Genomic DNA, 16884 nt, shown 5'->3' with positions numbered 1-16884 from the left:
GTGATCCTCCGCTGTCTGCTGGAACGCCCTGTCGATGCGCCTTGGCTCAGACGCGCCGCTGCACCATCAGCTTCTTGAGTTCCGCGATCGCCTTCGCCGGGCTCAAGCCCTTGGGGCACGCCTTCGCGCAATTCATGATCGTGTGGCAGCGATAGAGCCGGAACGGATCCTCGAGATTGTCGAGCCGCTCGCCCGTCGCCTCGTCGCGGCTGTCGATCACCCAGCGATAGGCCTGCAGCAGCGCGGCGGGCCCGAGATAACGGTCGGAATTCCACCAGTAGCTCGGGCACGAGGTCGAGCAGCAGGCGCACAGGATGCACTCGTAAAGCCCATCGAGCTTTTCGCGATCTTCGCGCGATTGCTTCCATTCCTTGGGCGGCGCGGCCGTATCCGTCTGCAGCCACGGCTCGATGGAGCGGTGCTGGGCGTAGAAATTGGTGAGGTCCGGCACGAGGTCCTTGATCACCTGCATGTGCGGCAGCGGATAGACCTTGATCGGCCCCTTGACCTCGTCGAGCCCCTTGAGACAGGCCAGATCGTTGGTGCCGTCGATGTTCATGGCGCACGATCCGCAGATGCCCTCGCGGCAGGAGCGGCGGAACGTCAGCGTCGGATCGATCTCGCTTTTGATCTTGATGAGCGCATCGAGCACCATCGGCCCGCACTGCTCTTCGTCCACCCAGTAGGTGTCCATGCGCGGATTGTCGGCGTCGTCGGGGTTCCAGCGGTAGATGCGGAACTCGCGCCAGGTTCCCTTAAGCTCGGGCGCATTCCAGGTTTTACCCGTCTGAACTTTCGAAGACTTGGGAAGCGTGAGCTGAACCATGGAAACGAGCCTCGGTCGAACACGGTGAATGTGAGCGTTTGCTATCCATGAAACTGCGCACGCCCGCTGTCAACGAACGGATGTGCACTGCGGCAACGGCGAAAAGTCGAATACGCGCAGCGGCTTTTGCCATTGCCGAATGAGCGAGCCGGCAGGCTTTGCACGCCTACGCAGCAATATTCATCAGCCCGCTGTCAACGACATATTTTCTATTTATATCAGACTGATGATCTGTCATAAATCCACAGTCTCCACGGCCTAGAACGGTGGCGCCGAGGCAAGCGCCCCGGCAGCAACGCGCTGGCGGAGGGCCGCGTCGTTGCATAGTCCACGAGACAATGGAGATTAGCGTGAACAACAAGTTCATCGCCTTCACGACGGCAGCGGCTGTCGGAATGGGCGCGTTCGCCTGTGCGGCACTGGCGCGCGACCAGGTCAAGGTTGCAGGCTCATCCACCGTTCTGCCCTACGCCAACATCGTGGCTGAGCAGTTCGGCAAGGCCTTCGGCGATCTCAAGACCCCGGTCATCGAGTCGGGCGGTTCGTCGGGCGGCCTCAAGCAGTTCTGCGCCGGCGTCGGCGAGGACAAGCTCGACATCGCCAACTCCTCGCGCAAGATCAAGGCAGGCGAGCAGGAAGAGTGCGCCAAGAACGGCGTCAACGACATCGTCGAAGTGAAGTTCGGCTATGACGGCATCGTGTTCGCCGTGGACGAGAGCGCCGGCACCTGGAAGCTCGAGCCCCAGGACCTCTACCTCGCCCTCGCCGCTGAAGTTCCGAAGGACGGCGCCCTCGTCGCCAACCCCTACAAGACCTGGAAGGAAGTGAACGCTTCGCTCCCCGACACGCCGATCGCCGCTTTCATCCCGGGCGAAAAGCACGGCACGCGCGAAGTGTTCGAAGAAAAGATCCTGCACGTTGGCTGCAAGGCCTCCGGCGGCGACAAGCTCCAGCTTGCTAAGGCCGAAGGCAAGGACGACGACGCCAAGAAGAAGGCCGCTGACAAGGCTTGCAACAAGGTCCGCAAGGACGGCGCTGCAGTCGACATCGACGGCGACTACACCGAGACGCTGGCTCGCATCCAGTCCAACAAGCAGGGCGTGGGCGTGTTCGGTCTCTCGTTCTACGAGAACAACAAGGACAAGCTGAAGGTCGCGACCGTCAGCGGCGTCGAGCCCTCGCTCGAAACCGTTGCCTCGGGCAAGTACCCGGTCTCGCGTCCGCTCTTCTTCTACGTCAAGAAGGCTCACCTCGGCGTGATCCCTGGCCTCAAGGAATACGTCGAATTCTTCACCAGCGACCGCATCCTTTCGGCTGACGGCCCGCTCGTTGAGTACGGCCTGGTTCCGCTTCCCGATGCAGAGCGCAAGGAAGTTCAGGAACTCGTGAAGTCGGGCAAGACCCTCTCGACGGCTGCGAAGTAAGACTGGCTTGCGGCCGCTTGAACGGCCCGCAGGACATCTGATCGAAGGGGGAGCGGCGATTTCAAAATCGCGCTCCCCTGATTTTCTGCTCCACTCATTATTCTCCGGCCCTTTGATCCAAGACCTCCGGCGCAACCCACGTTCTCGGGCCCGGCCGTCTCTCAACTCGGAATAGGAACAACCCGGTGTCGACACCTCTTCTTGCCGCGGTAGTAGTCGCCCTGGGGGCCATTGGTTGGCTGCTCGGCAGTTGGCGATCGAAAGCATCCGTCGGCGGCAAAGTTTCAACGCTCCATTCGCGTCCCGGCTATTACGGCGCATACGTGCTGTGCTGGACGATCCTGCCGGCGTTCTTCCTGATCGTGCTCTGGTCTGCGATCTCGCCCATGGTTGTTTCCAACATGGTGTCGTCGCGCCTGCCGCAGAATGTGCAGGACGGCGTCACGCAGGCCCGCTCGCTCACGACATCAGCCATCAACACGATCGAGCGCGGCCTCGCCACGCTCTCGGCCGAAGATCTCGAAAAGGCCGCCCAGCCGAACACCGACGTCAAGGCTCTGCTGCTCTCCAAGGGCGCGCCGCTCGCCATCAACCCGGAGCCCTACGCCGTCAACGCCGCACTGTTCCAGCTTCAGGCGAAGCGCTCCAGCCAGCTGCTGCTGACGATCTCGGCAATCGGCCTAGCGCTCCTCTGTCTCGGCTTTGCGCTTTTCCAGGTCGGCCCCAAGCTGCGGTCGCGAAACGCGGTTGAACGCGTCGCCCTGGCCGGATTGTTCGCCTGCTCCATGGTGGCCATTCTCACCACGCTCGGCATCGTTCTCTCGATGCTGTTCGAGAGCATCCACTTCTTCGGCATCGTGCCGATCCAGGACTTCCTCTTCGGCACGGTCTGGGATCCGCGCTTCTCCGCCGCCGGCTCTTCCGGCGAGGCGGGCGGCCAGTTCGGTCTCCTCCCACTGCTCTGGGGCACGCTCTACATCTCGTTCGTGGCTCTTCTGGTTGCGGTTCCGGTCGGTCTGTTCAGCGCCGTCTACATGTCGGAGTACGCCTCCGGCAGCGTCCGCCTGATGACCAAGCCGCTGCTCGAAATCCTGGCTGGCATCCCCACCATCGTCTACGGCTTCTTCGCCCTGATCACTTTCGGTCCGCTGCTCCGCGATCTCGGCGCGCACGTCGGCCTGTCGATCTCGGCCACGAGCGTGCTCACCGCGGGGCTCATCATGGGCGTGATGCTGATCCCGTTCGTCTCGTCGCTGTCGGACGACATCATCAACGCCGTCCCGCAGTCTCTGCGCGAAGGCTCCTACGGCCTCGGCGCCACTCAGTCCGAGACGATCAAGCGGGTCATCCTGCCGGCCGCCCTCCCGGGCATCGTCGGCGCCATCCTGCTGGCCGCCTCTCGTGCCATCGGCGAAACCATGATCGTGGTGCTCGCCGCCGGCATCGCTCCGAACCTGACGTTGAACCCATTCGAGCCGGTCACGACCATCACGGTCAAGATCGTCAGCCAGCTCACCGGCGACCTCGAGTTCAACTCACCTCAGACGCTCGTCGCATTCGCGCTCGGCTTGACCCTCTTCGTGTTCACGCTCGCGCTCAACATTTACGCGCTCTACATCGTGCGCAAGTATAGGGAGCAATACGAATAATGGCGGTAGAAACAGCTCCTATGACACCAGACTCAGCACTGTCGGCAAGTCGCAAGAACGAAGCCATCCGCGCGCGCATCAAGCGGCGTTACTCCGCCGAACGGCGCTTCCGCGCTTACGGCATCGCCGCCATCCTGTTCGGCTTGGCCTTCCTCGTGGCGTTGTTCTCGACCATCTTCGCGCGCGGCTACACGGCGTTCCAGCAATCGACCTTCACGCTCAGCGTGGTGCTCGATCAGGCCGCCTTCGGCTCGTCCGCGCCGACGCCGTCCGAACTGCGCATGGCCGACTACACCAAGATCGCCAACCGCGCGATCCAGCAGGCGCTCGGCGTCGATCCGAACAACAAGGCCGACGCCCGCGCCGCCGCCGATCTCTTGTCGCAGAATGCCGACACGCAGATCCGCAAGATCGTGACCGCAGACCCTTCGCTCGTCGGACAGACGGTCAAGGTCGACGTTCTCGCGCACGGTAACGTCGACAGCCTTCTCAAGGGCCAGTTCGACCGGTCCGTCGCGGAAAGCCGCCGCAAGCTCTCCGACAAGCAGCTCGGATGGCTCGACCGCGCCATCGAGTCCGGCATCCTGACGAAGAAGTTCAACACCGGCCTCTTCACCTACGGCGCGTCCAGCAAGCCTGAAACGGCTGGCGTCGGCGTCGCCCTGGTCGGCTCGCTCTACATGATGACCATCGTGCTTCTGGTCGCCGTACCGCTCGGCGTTGCAGCGGCGGTCTATCTCGAAGAGTTCGCTCCGAAGAACTTCATCACCGACACGATCGAGGTCAACATCAACAACCTCGCCGCTGTCCCCTCCATCGTCTTCGGTCTGCTCGGCCTTGCGATCTTCATCAACTTCATGGGCATTCCACGCTCAGCGTCGCTCGTCGGCGGCCTGGTGCTGGCGCTCATGACCTTGCCGACGATCATCATCGCCACGCGCGCCGCCGTATCTGCCGTGCCGCCCTCCATTCGCGAAGCGGCCCTCGGCGTCGGCGCATCGAAGATGCAGTCCATCACCCACCACGTGCTGCCGCTGGCGGTCCCGGGCATCCTGACCGGCACCATCATCGGCCTCGCCAAGGCTCTCGGCGAAACGGCTCCCCTGCTCATGATCGGCATGGTCGCCTTCGTCGTCGAATATCCGTCGACGCCGATGGATGCCGCAACCGCCCTGCCCGTGCAGATCTACATGTGGGCGACGGCCGCTGAACGCGGCTTCGTCGAACGCACTGCCGGCGCCACGCTGATCCTGCTGGCCTTCCTCGTCGTCATGAACGTCACCGCCGTCATTCTGCGCCGCCGCTACGAGCGTCGCTGGTAGAAAATACGAAAGCTGGAGTTTCAAACGATGCTAAATGTTGAACCCTCGTCCCTTCAGCGCGCCACCGCCCAGGCCCCTCATCTCCAGGAGCCGAAGGTCGTCGCCAAGGACGTCAGCGTCTACTACGGCGAAAAGCGCGCGCTCTTCGACGTCAGCGTCAACATCCCCGACCGTGGCGTCATGGCCTTCATCGGCCCGTCCGGCTGCGGCAAGTCGACGTTCCTGCGCTGCATCAACCGCATGAACGACACCATCCCGATCTGCCGCGTCACCGGCAAGATCACCATCGAGAACGAGGACATCTACGATCCCTCCCTCGACGTCGTTCAGCTTCGCGCCCGCGTCGGCATGGTGTTCCAGAAGCCGAACCCGTTCCCGAAGTCCATCTACGAGAACGTGGCTTACGGCCCGCGCATTCACGGCCTCTCGTCGTCGAAGGCGGAGCTGGACGAAATCGTCCAGAAGAGCCTTGAGCGCGCCGCGCTCTGGAAGGAAGTGAAGGATCGCCTGAACGATCCCGGCACCGGCCTTTCGGGCGGCCAGCAGCAGCGCCTGTGCATCGCGCGCGCCGTGGCCGTCAACCCCGAGGTGATCCTGATGGACGAGCCGTGCTCGGCCCTCGACCCGATCGCCACCGCCAAGATCGAAGAGCTGATCGACGAGCTCAAGCAGAACTTCTGCATCATCATCGTTACGCACTCGATGCAGCAGGCCGCTCGCGTATCCCAGCGTACCGCGTTCTTCCACCTCGGCGTCATCGTCGAGGAAGGCAACACGGAAGAGATCTTCCAGAACCCCACTGACAAGCGCACGCAGGACTACATCACTGGCCGCTTCGGCTGATCCAGGCGAAAGTTTGTGCAATGACAACCGACCGCAAGACGCTGCTGTCCGGCTTCATGCCGTGGCGGACGTCGACGCCCGAAACGACCAAGGCAACCGCGGCCGCCTCGAACGAACTGACCCGAGCCGAACCGGCCCTGCGGCCCAAAGGAGACGACATGAACGAGCACATCGTAAAGTCCTATGAGGACGAGCTCGCACTTCTCGACCGGAAGATCGCCCAGATGGGCGGCCTCGCCGAGCACATTCTCGCCCAGTCGTTCGACGCCATCGAGCGCCGCGACCCGAAGCTCGCCGAGCAGGTGGTCAAGGCCGACAAGCAGATCGACCAGCTCGAGCGTGAAATCGAAGAGCAGGTGATCTCGATGATCGCCCGCCGCCAGCCGCTCGCCAACGACCTCCGCCATGTCATGGCGGCGCTCCGCGTCACCGGCGACCTGGAGCGCATCGGCGACTTGGCCAAGAACATCGCCAAGCGCGCCCTCGCCATCGCCCACGAATCGCATCCGAAGCCCCTCATGACCGGTATGCGCCACATGGGCGATCTGGCCCTTGCCCAGCTCAAGGAAGTGCTCGACGCCTACGCCGCGCGCAACGCCGACCGTGCACTCGCTGTCTGGCGCTCGGACGAACAGATCGACTCGATGTACAATTCGCTGTTCCGCGAGCTTCTGACGTACATGATGGAAGATCCGCGCAGCATCGGCCTCTCTACGCACCTCCTCTTCGGTGCGAAGAACATCGAGCGTGTCGGCGATCACACCACCAACATCGCCGAAACCGTGCACTTCCTGGTCCGTGGCGTGAACATTGCTGACGATCGCCCGAAGAGCGATGACACAAGCTCGACGCTCTTCTCCAAGAGCTGACCCAGAGAGACGGAATCTCAGATAGATGACCGCCAAGATTCTACTGATCGAGGACGAAGCGCCTCTCGCCGAGATGCTTCGTTACAATCTCGAAGCTGAGGGCTTCCGTGTGTCCCACGCCGAAAACGGCGAGGAGGCGGAAATCCTGGTGGCGGAAGAAAAGCCCGACCTGCTGGTGCTCGACTGGATGCTTCCAGGCGTCTCCGGCATCGAAATCTGTCGGCGCATGCGCGCGCGCATGGAAACCAAGTCCATCCCCATCGTGATGCTGACGGCACGCGGTGAGGAGGGCGACCGGATTCGCGGTCTCTCGACCGGCGCCGACGACTATGTCGTAAAGCCGTTCTCGCTTCCCGAGCTGATGGCCCGCGTGAAGGCCATCCTGCGCCGCGCATCGCCCGACCGTATGGCCGATGTGCTGCGCTTTGCCGACATCGAGCTGGATCGTCCCGCCCACAAGGTCACGCGCGGCCTGCGCGAGGTCCACCTCGGCCCGACCGAGTTCCGCCTCCTCGAGTTCCTCATGGAAAGCCCGGGCCGCGTGCTCTCGCGCACCCAGCTTCTCGACGGCGTCTGGGGCCGCGACGCGTTCGTCGACGAACGCACCGTGGACGTCCACGTCGGCCGCCTGCGCAAGGCGCTCATCCGCGGCAAGGAACGCGATCCGATCCGCACCGTGCGCGGCTCCGGCTACGTCTTCGGCGAACGCTCCGGCGCCTGAGATCGTCTCACGCCTCTGTCCCTGATTGATCGCGCGCGCACCTCCCGCGCCGATTCCGACACCGCTCGGCCGCACTCGCGACAAAAATTCCGAATACTCAGGATCCGGATCACGATGCCGGGGGCTGATCGGCTTTTATCGCGTATTGCACTTGCGTGAGAGACCCAACAACCGTCTCCCGCAAGGTCTCTTAGGACAGGTCGACTTCCATGGTGTACGCGCCGGACCCGGGGCGTTCGCGCGGACTATTTGCGCGCTCATTCAAGCTTGGATTGCTGCCGGACGCGTCGGGCGACGAGCCTGAGTCCCATTCTCCGCGCGACCTCAAAAAGCTCATTCTGATCATCGGCCTCGGCACGCTGTCCTGGGTCGCGACCTACGTCGGCATGCTGGAGCTGATCCAGGCCAACATGGGCGACCTGCCGCTGATCCATAAGCTGATCGTCGGCTTCTCCGTCGCCATGCTGATGATGATGATCGTCTGGCTGCTCGACCAGATGTTCCAGCCCGTGGGCTTCGCCACCCGCCTCGCCTACGTCGCGGGCTATCTGTTCCTGAGCCTGATCTCGGTCGGCTTCGGTTTCGGTTTTTACTGGAAGGTTCTGGAAAGCCGCTCCGAAAGCTCGCGCTCCGCCGAACTCGCCGTCACGGGCGTACAGACATCCCTCAATGTCGGCTCCACACGCCTCGAGCAGCTCAATGCGACGCTGCTTCAGGTGGCCGAACTGTCGAAGCGCAAAGCCGACATCGAGCGCGACAAGGGCACGTCGTGTCCGAACAGCAAGCCCGGCGACGGCCCCCGCCGCCGCATGCGCGAAGACGACGCCCAGCGCTTTGGATTCGCGTCCGAGTTTGTCACCGGTCGGGTCGGCGCCGTGAAAACATCCATGGGCGCCCTCGACGGCGACCTCGCCAAGATTGCCGCCAACGATCCCTCGATCATCGATCCCAAGTCGGGCGCGCGCAACGAGTTCATGAAGCAGCTCGGCCGCAAGCTCGACATGACGGTGTCCGGCTTCAACGCGCTGCGCACCGACCCGCAGCTTCAGCAGTTGCGCCAGGACCTGACCGACCGCGCCGACAAGACCACGTTCGGAGACCCGAAGGCCGGCGGCTTCTCCTGCCCCGATGCGGAGCTGGCCCAGGCCCTGCGCGGCGCCGCCCGCGCCATCGCCGAACTCCCCGTGCTCGAAACGCCGAAGATCGCCGCCGTCGAGGGCTCCGAAGCCACCATCGAAGCCTTCCGCCGCCTCACGACCACCTTCTATGGCGCGCTGTCGTTCAAGCTGCCGCCCTCGGCCGATGAGCTGCGCGAGCTGCAGAAGAAGGCCATCCGCTCCGTCGAGACCGGCGGCTCCACGCCGCCCCCGCCGACAGACGGCGGCGGCCTCTCCCAGCGCGACTACGTTCCCCTCGCCGTCGCCATCTTCGTCGACATCTGTCTCTTGCTCGTCTCCATCGGCCGCCGCGGCCATCGCCTGCACGGCCTGATGCCCAAGATGCGCGAGGCCGAACGCGGCCCCGTGATCGAAATCCTCTCGCGCTTCAACGACATCCACCGCGATCCCGAGATCCGCGAAAGCTTCGAGCTGTTCCGCCATGTCGTCTTCGACGTGCACGGCAGCTACTACGTCGCCGTGCCGCTCGACGCCCCGCCCGACGCCAGCGCCGCCGTGCGCGAGGATCTGCGCACCGAAGCCCAGTTGCTCGCCAACCTCTTCACGAGCTTCGAGAAGGATCGCATCTTCAAGCGCACCTGGACGCCCTTCAACGGCGCCGTGCGCAAGAAGCTCGCCAAGCAGGGCTCGAAGTTCGCGCGCTCCGAGGCGTTCCGGATCTACAAGTTCCGCGACGGCGCCTGGTCGGAGTTCATCCTGGGCGCGGTCATGGGCGCCGCCCGGCGCGCCGAAGCCGACGCTAACCGCCGCCGCATCGAACGCGACATCCTGCGCCGCTCGGAACCCGCCATCCGGATGGAGCCCGCGACCCGGACAGAGCCGCGATTGCGGACCGAAGGCGACCCGCGCACCGAACCCAGCACGCGCACAAGCCCGCACGAGCGGACCCGATACGGCTTCGGCCCAGCCGATCCTGTCTTCTCCACGCGCCCATCCGAGTCGCTGAAGGCGCGCGTCGAGCCCGAGTGGACCGCCGCCCCGGAATGGACGCCCGCCAAAGACCGCAAACCGGAGCCCGCCACAGAGACGTGGCAGACGCCGCGCTTCCGTTATGCGCCGACGGCTGCCGCTCAGGCCACAGGGGGCTTCGGTCCCTATGCGCGCAGTGCTGCCGCCGAGCTCGGCGCGCTCTCCGATGTCGACGCTGAAGACGCGCTCGCCGCTCCCGCCAACTCCAACACCGCCCCGCTTCGCCGTGCGGATGATGTCGCCGACGCGGCCCGGCAAGCGGCGGATGCGCCAGTGACCGGCATCCTGGCCGGGATCGAATCACCAGCCTCAGCCCAGCCCGCCACCACCGCCGGCGCCGAGGTCCTGGAAACAGCGGTTCTCGAACCTGTCGCGCCCCGGGCCGATCGCGTCGATGTCATCCTCAAACGCGAGACCGCAACCGTGTCCCTGCCGTTCGATCGCGCCGAAGACCACGGCGGTCTGATCGGCCGGCTGAGCGAAGCGCTGACCGGCATCGACAGCGCCGATGAAAAAAATTCGTCGCCCCTTCACACGGCCGTCATCGACATCACGGGCTTTGCGCCGTCGAAAATCGGCGCACGCGACAGTGAGCAGGACATGAAGCTTTTAGAACCCGTTGCGCACGACAATGAAAGTGATCTCTCAAACGACGACGCCGCAACCATGGCGAGCCGGCTTCGTCCGGCATTTCGAAACGGTTGAGCGCGAGCATAGCCAGCTTCTCCGAACGACCCTGTGCGAAACATTTGCTTAACCGTCTTGTCGCCTAAATGACGCCGCGACTACACGATGGGACTCCGGATGCTCGTCCGCTCCCCCCTAAAGGACAAACGAAATGCGCTTCAGTCCAAATGCTCGTCTGAATGTCGTCTCCAAGGAGCAGAAAGAAGAGAGACTGAAAGCGTTTATCTCCGACCACCTTGCCACTGCCCTTGCCTCGCCCGAGGCCACCCCGATCACCTACCGCCTTCTGGCGCTGTCCGCCGAAAGCCCCGCCGCTCGCGCACTCCAGTCGCTCGCTTCCGAGCTGTCCGCCGCCGGCGTCACCGTCCAGACCGTGCTGGCCAACCGCTCGCAGCCCGCCGCCACGCAATCCGGCGAGTGCCGGTTCGTCACCGATGTCCGTCTCCTCGATGCGCACGAGCAGCTCGTGCTCGACGAGACCACCGTATGGATCGGCGACTGCATGCGCCGCGACCCGCAGCGCCGCGACACCTACGAGCTCTTCTCGGATGCCTGCCGCGCCACGGCCGCCCGCGCCGTCCGCTCCTTCGCCCAGATCTGGCGCGCCGCCGGCCCCACCGGCAGCCTGACGGGCGAGCGCCGCGCACAGGCGCCCCGCCACGCCCCGCTGTTCGATCCGTCGCTGATCGCGGGCGCCGACGCCGCACCGACGACGTTGCCGTTCCGGCACTAAGCAGAAAAGCCGTTCCGGCACTAAGAGCCAACGAGCCGTTCCGGCATTAACCGGCACGTCTTAACCGTTTCGACAGCAACCGCCGGTCCCCGCAAAACGGGCCGGCGGTTTTGCTTTTTCCGGTCGCCGCGGCATCAACCGTCAGCATTGATCGGAATTTGCCGGAAAGTTTCACCTTATCGCCAACGTTTGATCATTCGCGTCTGATGGGCTCCCGACGCCGGATGCCCTAATGCTATGTTGCATCCTGGAAATTTTGGTTGCCGGTCCATATCCGGCCAAAGCTCATCAGGGTCATCGGCGATGCGCATCCTCAAATCCCTTATCCTCGGCGTGGCACTTCTCACCGCCTCCCTCACGACGGCGGCGATCGCCCAGGAACCGGTCTTCGCCCACAAGGGCATCGCCAAGGACGCCGACCGCTACGAGACCTACATTCGCGACACCTGGAAACCGGACGGGCGAACCTCCCCCGACCTGCGGCTTGCCGCCGAAAAGCTCATGGGTCCGGATGCCCGCGCCGCCTCGCGCACGTATGCAGCCGCCGTCGTCGCCGACCGCAAGAGCCCTGAAAACTGGATTGGCCTCGCCAAGGCGCTGCTCGCCATCAAGCCCGATCCGGACAAGTCCGAAAACTACGACCTCCCCGTCAACGCCTCGGGCGCCGCCTACCGCGCCTACATGCTGAGCACCGACACCGCCATGAAGGCCCGCGCGCTCGCCGTGCTGGGCGAGGCCATGCAGCGCCGCTCCTACTGGCGCCCCGCCATCGACGCGCTGAAGACCAGCCTTGCGCTCGCCGAAACCGCGAGCGTCCGCGACGCCTATGAAAAGCTCCGCACCGAGCACGGCTTCCGCATGACCGACTACACGGCCGACGGCGACGCCGCCACGCCGCGCGTCTGCATCCAGTTCTCGGAAAGCCTGTCGCGCGGCCAGAGCGACTTCGCCAAGTTCGTCTCCGTCAACGGCCGCGACCCGCAAGCCGTCTCCGTCGAAGGCAGCCAGCTCTGCATCGACGGCGTCGAGCACGGCCAACGCTACGAGATCCAGATCCGCGCCGGCCTGCCGTCCGACGTCAACGAAGCGCTCGCCAAGCAGGTGACGCTCGCCGTCTATGTCCCCGACCGCAAGCCGATGGTCCACTTCACGGGCAAGAGCTACGTGCTGCCGAGCCGCGGCCAGCAGGGCATCCCGCTGGTCGCCATCAACACCGGCCGCGTCGAAGTCGAGGTCTACCGCATCGGCGACCGCAGCCTCGCCAACGCCATCAGCAACGGCGATCTCGATCGCCAGCTTCAGGGCTACGACCTCGAAACCCTGAAGAGCCGCACCGGCAGCCTCGTCTACAAAGGCGAGCTCGACGTCGCGACCAAATTGAACGCAGAAGTGACGGCCGCCTTCCCGGTCAGCGAAGCGATCGGCAACCTGCAGCCCGGCGCCTACGCCATGATCGCCCGCCCGGCGGACATCGCCCAGCAGGACACGTGGCGCGAGCAGGCCACGCAGTGGTTCATCGTTTCCGACCTCGGCCTCACCGCCTTTTCCGGCGACGACGGCGTGCATGCATTCGTGCGCTCACTCGCCAGCACCGATGCGGTGGCCGACGCCAACGTTCGCCTGATCGCGCGCAACAACGAGGTTCTCGCCACCGGAAAGTCGGACAAGAACGGCTACGTGCGCTTCGAGCCCGGCCAGTCCAAGGGCGAAGGCGGCAACGCGCCGGCAATCCTCGTGGCCGAGAACGGCGCGGGCGAATACGCCTTCCTCGATCTCGCGACCAACGCCTTCGATCTCTCGGACCGCGGCGTCAAAGGCCGCGACGCGCCCGGCCCGCTCGACGGCTTCCTCTACACGGAACGCGGCGTCTATCGCCCCGGCGAGGAGGTGAACGTCACCGCCATCGTACGCGACGGCACGGGCGCCGCAGCCACGCTGCCGACCACGCTGATCGTCGTCCGCCCCGACGGCGTCGAGCAGGGCCGCTATCCGCTCGCCGACGAAGGCCTGGGCGGACGCACGCTGCGCCTTCCCCTCGGCGGCGGCGCGATGACCGGCACCTGGCGCGCGCGCCTTCACGCCGATCCGAAGGCCGATGCGCTGACGCAGATTTCCTTCCTGGTCGAAGACTACGTTCCCGAACGCCTCGATCTCACGCTCAAGGATGGCGCGGGCACGCTCGCACCCGAGGAGACCAAGACGGTCGACGTGACGGGCCGCTACCTCTACGGCCCCCCGGCCGCCGGTCTCGCGCTCGAAGGCGACATCATCGTGCGCCCGTCTGCCAAGGATCTCGAAGGCTATGCCGGCTATCGTTTCGGTGAAGCCGAGGAATCCGTGAGCCCCGTGCGCCAGCCGCTCGACAAGCTCCCCCTGACCGACGACGCCGGCAAGGCCGCGCTCGCCATCGCACTCCCCGCCGTCACGAAAACCGCAAAGCCCCTCGAAGCCAACGTCATCGTTCGCCTGCGCGAAGCCGGCGGCCGCAGCATCGAGCGATCCATCCTGCTGCCCGTCAACCTCGGCGACCCCAAGATCGGCATCAAGCCGCTGTTCGAAACGTCCTCGCTCGGCGAAGGCGAGAAGGCCCGCTTCGACATCGTGTTGCTGGACGGCGAGGGCAAGCCTACCGCCGCGAACCTCGACTGGCAGCTCGTGCGCCTCGACACGTCGTGGCAGTGGTATCGCCGCGACGGCTCGTGGACCTATGAGAGCCAGACGATCACGCGCAAGGTTGCCGACGGCAAGCTCGACGCCACGACCGCCGCACCGGCCGCGATTTCCGCCGACGTCGACTACGGCCGCTACCGCCTCGAGGTCAGCGCCTCTGGCACCGCCGGCACGCTCTCGAGCGTGATCTTCAACGCCGGCTGGTACACGAGCGGCGAAACGGCTGAGAGCCCAGAAATGCTCGACGTCGCGCTCGACAAGCCCACCTATCAGCCGGGCGAAACGGCCAAGCTGCGCATCGCCTCCAAGCAGGGCGGCAAGGCACTCGTGACCGTGCTCGGCCGCGGCCTTCTCTCGAAGCAGGAAGTCGACATCGCCAAGGGCGGCGGCGACGTGGAAATCACGGTCGGCAGCGACTGGGGTCCTGGCGCCTACGCGACGGCGCTTCTTTATCGCCCGATGGATGAGACGGCCAAGCGCATGCCCAGCCGCGCCATCGGCGTCCGCTGGATCGGCATCGACCAGTCGAAGCGCACGCTCGCCGTCGAGATCCCGACTGAAGCCAAGGTCAAGGGCGCATCCACGCTCACCATCCCGGTCAAGATCAAGGGCCTCGATGCGGGTGAAGAGGCCCGCGTGACGGTCGCCGCCGTCGATCTCGGCATCCTCAACCTCACGCGCTTCCAGGCGCCCGCGCCGGAATCGCACTTCTACGCGCAGCAGAAACTCGCCCTCGAAATGCGCGACTTCTACGGCCGCCTGATCGACGGCATGCGCGCCGAGCGCGGCAAGCTCCGCTCCGGCGGCGACGGCACGGACGGCGCCGGCCTGCAAGGCAGCCCGCCGGTCGAGGAAACGGTGTCGTTCTACTCCGGCATCGTCACCGTCGGCGCCGATGGCATCGCCAACGTCGAGTTCGCCCTTCCGAGCTTCAACGGCACGGTCCGCGTCATGGCCGTCGCCTGGTCGAAATCGAAACTCGGCCACGGCACCAACGACGTCATCGTCCGCGACGAGGTAGCCCTCACTGCCTCCGCGCCGCGCTTCCTGACGCTTGGCGACGAGGCACGCGTCGATCTCTCGCTGCACAACGTCGACGGCCCGGCCGGCAGCTATGCAGCCAAGCTGATCGACCACGCCGCGACCGACCTCGTGGTGGCCGAAAAGGACATCGCCCTGGCCGCTGGCGAGCGCAAATCCCACATCGTCACCTTCAAGCCGGACGAAGTCGGCTTGCGCACCTATGACGTCAGCGTCACGGGCCCGGGCGGCATCGCCGTCTCGCGCCGCCTGACGCTCGACATCAAGCCGCCCGCGGGCGACATCAAACGCACGACAGTTGCGTCTCTCTCGGCCAGCGGCGGCAAGCTCACGGTGTCGAAGGACCTGATCGCGGGCCTCATTAAGAGCCGCACGCGCGTCAACCTCTCGGTCGGCCCAGCCGCCACCATGGACGTGCCCGGCCTGCTGACCGCGCTAGACCGCTACCCCTACGGCTGCGCCGAGCAGACCGTCTCGCGCGCACTGCCGCTGCTCTACGCCAACGCCGTCGCCACCAGCATCGGCATCGGTGCGGACAAAGCCCTGAAGGAGCGCGTGCAGGGTGCCATCGCCCGCGTGTTCGACATGCAGGACAGCTCCGGCGCGTTCGGCAGCTGGGGTCCGGGCAACACCGATCTCTGGCTCACGAGCTACGTCACGGACTTCCTGACGCGGGCCCGTGAAGCCGGCTACGAGGTACGCCAGCTTCCCTTCAATCAGGCGCTCGACCGCCTCCAGAACTTCGCCTTGAACGGCGAGGACTTCACCAAGGGCGGCGAGGATCGCGCCTACGCGCTCTACGTGCTGGCCCGCAACGGCCGCGCGCCGATCGGCGAGCTGCGCTACTACGCTGACACCCGCCTCGACCGCTTCACGACCCCGCTCGGCAAGGCCCAGCTCGGCGCCGCACTCGCGATGGTCGGCGACAAGGAACGCGCAGAGGCCGCCTTCAAGGGCGCACTCGACGCCTTCTCGGATCAGGCTGCGCTGCGCGTCGCCCGCTCTGACTACGGCTCCGACATCCGCGACGGCGCCGCCCTCGTGACGCTCGCGTCCGAAAGCGGCATCGTGAAATCGGAGACGCCGCGCCTCGTCAACGTCATCGCCAAGGCCTACCTCGCCCGCAACTACACCTCTACGCAGGAGCAGGCGTGGATGCTGCTGGCCGCACACGCTCTCGGCGATCAGGCAAAGATGGCGAAGGTCGCGATCAACGGCACGCCTGTTGACGGCGCGCTCGTCCGCTCGCTCACGGCCGAGGAGGTCGAGCAGGGCCTGACGATCACGAACTCCGGCGAAGCCTCCACCGATGTCGTCGTCAGCGTCATCGGAGCCTCGCTCACGACGGAGCCCGCCATCTCGAAGGGCTTCACCGTCAAGCGCACGTACTACAAGCTTGATGGCGAAAAGGTCGATCTGGCCAGCGCCGAAGGCGGCAAGAGCGAGATCGCGCAGAACGAGCGCCTCGTCGCGGTGCTGACCATCGAAAGCGACGAAGCCGCCGGCCGCGTCCTGCTCGTCGACCGCCTGCCTGCGGGCCTCGAAATCGAGAACCCCCGCCTCGTGGACTCGGGCGACATCAAGACCCTCGACTGGCTGCGCACGACGCTGCGTCCGGAGCACACCGAGTTCCGCGACGACCGCTTCGTGGCCGCCTTCAATCTCTGGGGCTCGACGTCCTCGGAGAGCGCGGAGGAGAACGACAACGACAGCGCGGCCTCGGACAATTCCGATGACGCAAACGAGGCGGACGACACAGCAGCCGATGCTACGACCCCGGAGGCGAGCAAACTAAAAACCGTCGCAGCGTCGGCAACCATCGCCTACATCGTCCGCGCCGTGACGCCCGGATCGTTCATCCACCCGGCCGCCACCATCGAGGACATGTACCGTCCGGAACGCTATGCGCGCTCGGGCGCGGGCACACTCGTCGTCAAGAACTAGGAACGGGC

The 16884-nt window shown here is 65.3% G+C and carries 10 protein-coding genes; 9 read left to right on the top strand and 1 reads right to left on the bottom strand.

Annotated elements, in window-relative coordinates; all coding sequences use genetic code 11:
• Window positions 1-46 precede the first annotated feature (46 nt).
• Entirely contained in the window at window positions 47-826 is a 780-nt protein-coding gene (locus tag K2Y42_RS13730; RefSeq protein ID WP_291153435.1) for a succinate dehydrogenase iron-sulfur subunit, read from the bottom strand.
• Window positions 827-1221: 395 nt separating this feature from the next.
• Here K2Y42_RS13730 and K2Y42_RS13725 point away from each other — a divergent pair, with 395 nt between their 5' ends.
• From K2Y42_RS13725 to K2Y42_RS13685, 9 genes are all read left to right on the top strand, one after another.
• Window positions 1222-2250, top strand: a complete 1029-nt coding sequence (locus K2Y42_RS13725; protein ID WP_291154061.1) for a substrate-binding domain-containing protein — start codon at window positions 1222-1224, stop codon at window positions 2248-2250.
• Between the two features lie 185 nt (window positions 2251-2435).
• Window positions 2436-3899 carry a phosphate ABC transporter permease subunit PstC gene (gene pstC, locus K2Y42_RS13720; RefSeq protein WP_291153433.1) on the top strand — a complete coding sequence of 488 codons (1464 nt, stop codon included), beginning with the start codon at window positions 2436-2438 and terminating at the stop codon, window positions 3897-3899.
• 20 nt (window positions 3900-3919) lie between these two features.
• Complete coding sequence (gene pstA / locus K2Y42_RS13715) at window positions 3920-5221, top strand: phosphate ABC transporter permease PstA (protein ID WP_291153430.1); 1302 nt, start codon at window positions 3920-3922, stop codon at window positions 5219-5221.
• Window positions 5222-5248: 27 nt separating this feature from the next.
• Entirely contained in the window at window positions 5249-6064 is an 816-nt protein-coding gene (gene pstB / locus K2Y42_RS13710) for a phosphate ABC transporter ATP-binding protein PstB (protein ID WP_291153428.1), read from the top strand.
• A gap of 158 nt (window positions 6065-6222) precedes the next feature.
• Entirely contained in the window at window positions 6223-6933 is a 711-nt protein-coding gene (phoU, locus tag K2Y42_RS13705) for a phosphate signaling complex protein PhoU (RefSeq protein ID WP_291154059.1), read from the top strand.
• A gap of 25 nt (window positions 6934-6958) precedes the next feature.
• Complete coding sequence (gene phoB / locus K2Y42_RS13700) at window positions 6959-7654, top strand: phosphate regulon transcriptional regulator PhoB (protein WP_291153425.1); 696 nt, start codon at window positions 6959-6961, stop codon at window positions 7652-7654.
• A 209-nt stretch (window positions 7655-7863) separates the two neighbouring features.
• Window positions 7864-10506: a hypothetical protein gene (locus tag K2Y42_RS13695; RefSeq protein ID WP_291153424.1), complete on the top strand. Its 2643-nt coding sequence runs from the start codon at window positions 7864-7866 to the stop codon at window positions 10504-10506.
• A 133-nt stretch (window positions 10507-10639) separates the two neighbouring features.
• The gene (locus K2Y42_RS13690; RefSeq protein WP_291153422.1) at window positions 10640-11221 is read left to right on the top strand and encodes a hypothetical protein; all 582 of its coding nucleotides are present in this window, start codon (window positions 10640-10642) and stop codon (window positions 11219-11221) included.
• Window positions 11222-11524: 303 nt separating this feature from the next.
• Window positions 11525-16876: an alpha-2-macroglobulin gene (locus K2Y42_RS13685; protein ID WP_291153420.1), complete on the top strand. Its 5352-nt coding sequence runs from the start codon at window positions 11525-11527 to the stop codon at window positions 16874-16876.
• Window positions 16877-16884 lie beyond the last annotated feature (8 nt).

The sequence above is a fragment of the Hyphomicrobium sp. genome (assembly GCF_019744875.1).
In the GTDB taxonomy this organism is placed as follows: Bacteria; Pseudomonadota; Alphaproteobacteria; order Rhizobiales; family Hyphomicrobiaceae; genus Hyphomicrobium_C.
The sequence above is the reverse complement of the archived record's forward strand: the minus strand, read 5'-3'. Positions and strand labels throughout refer to the sequence as shown.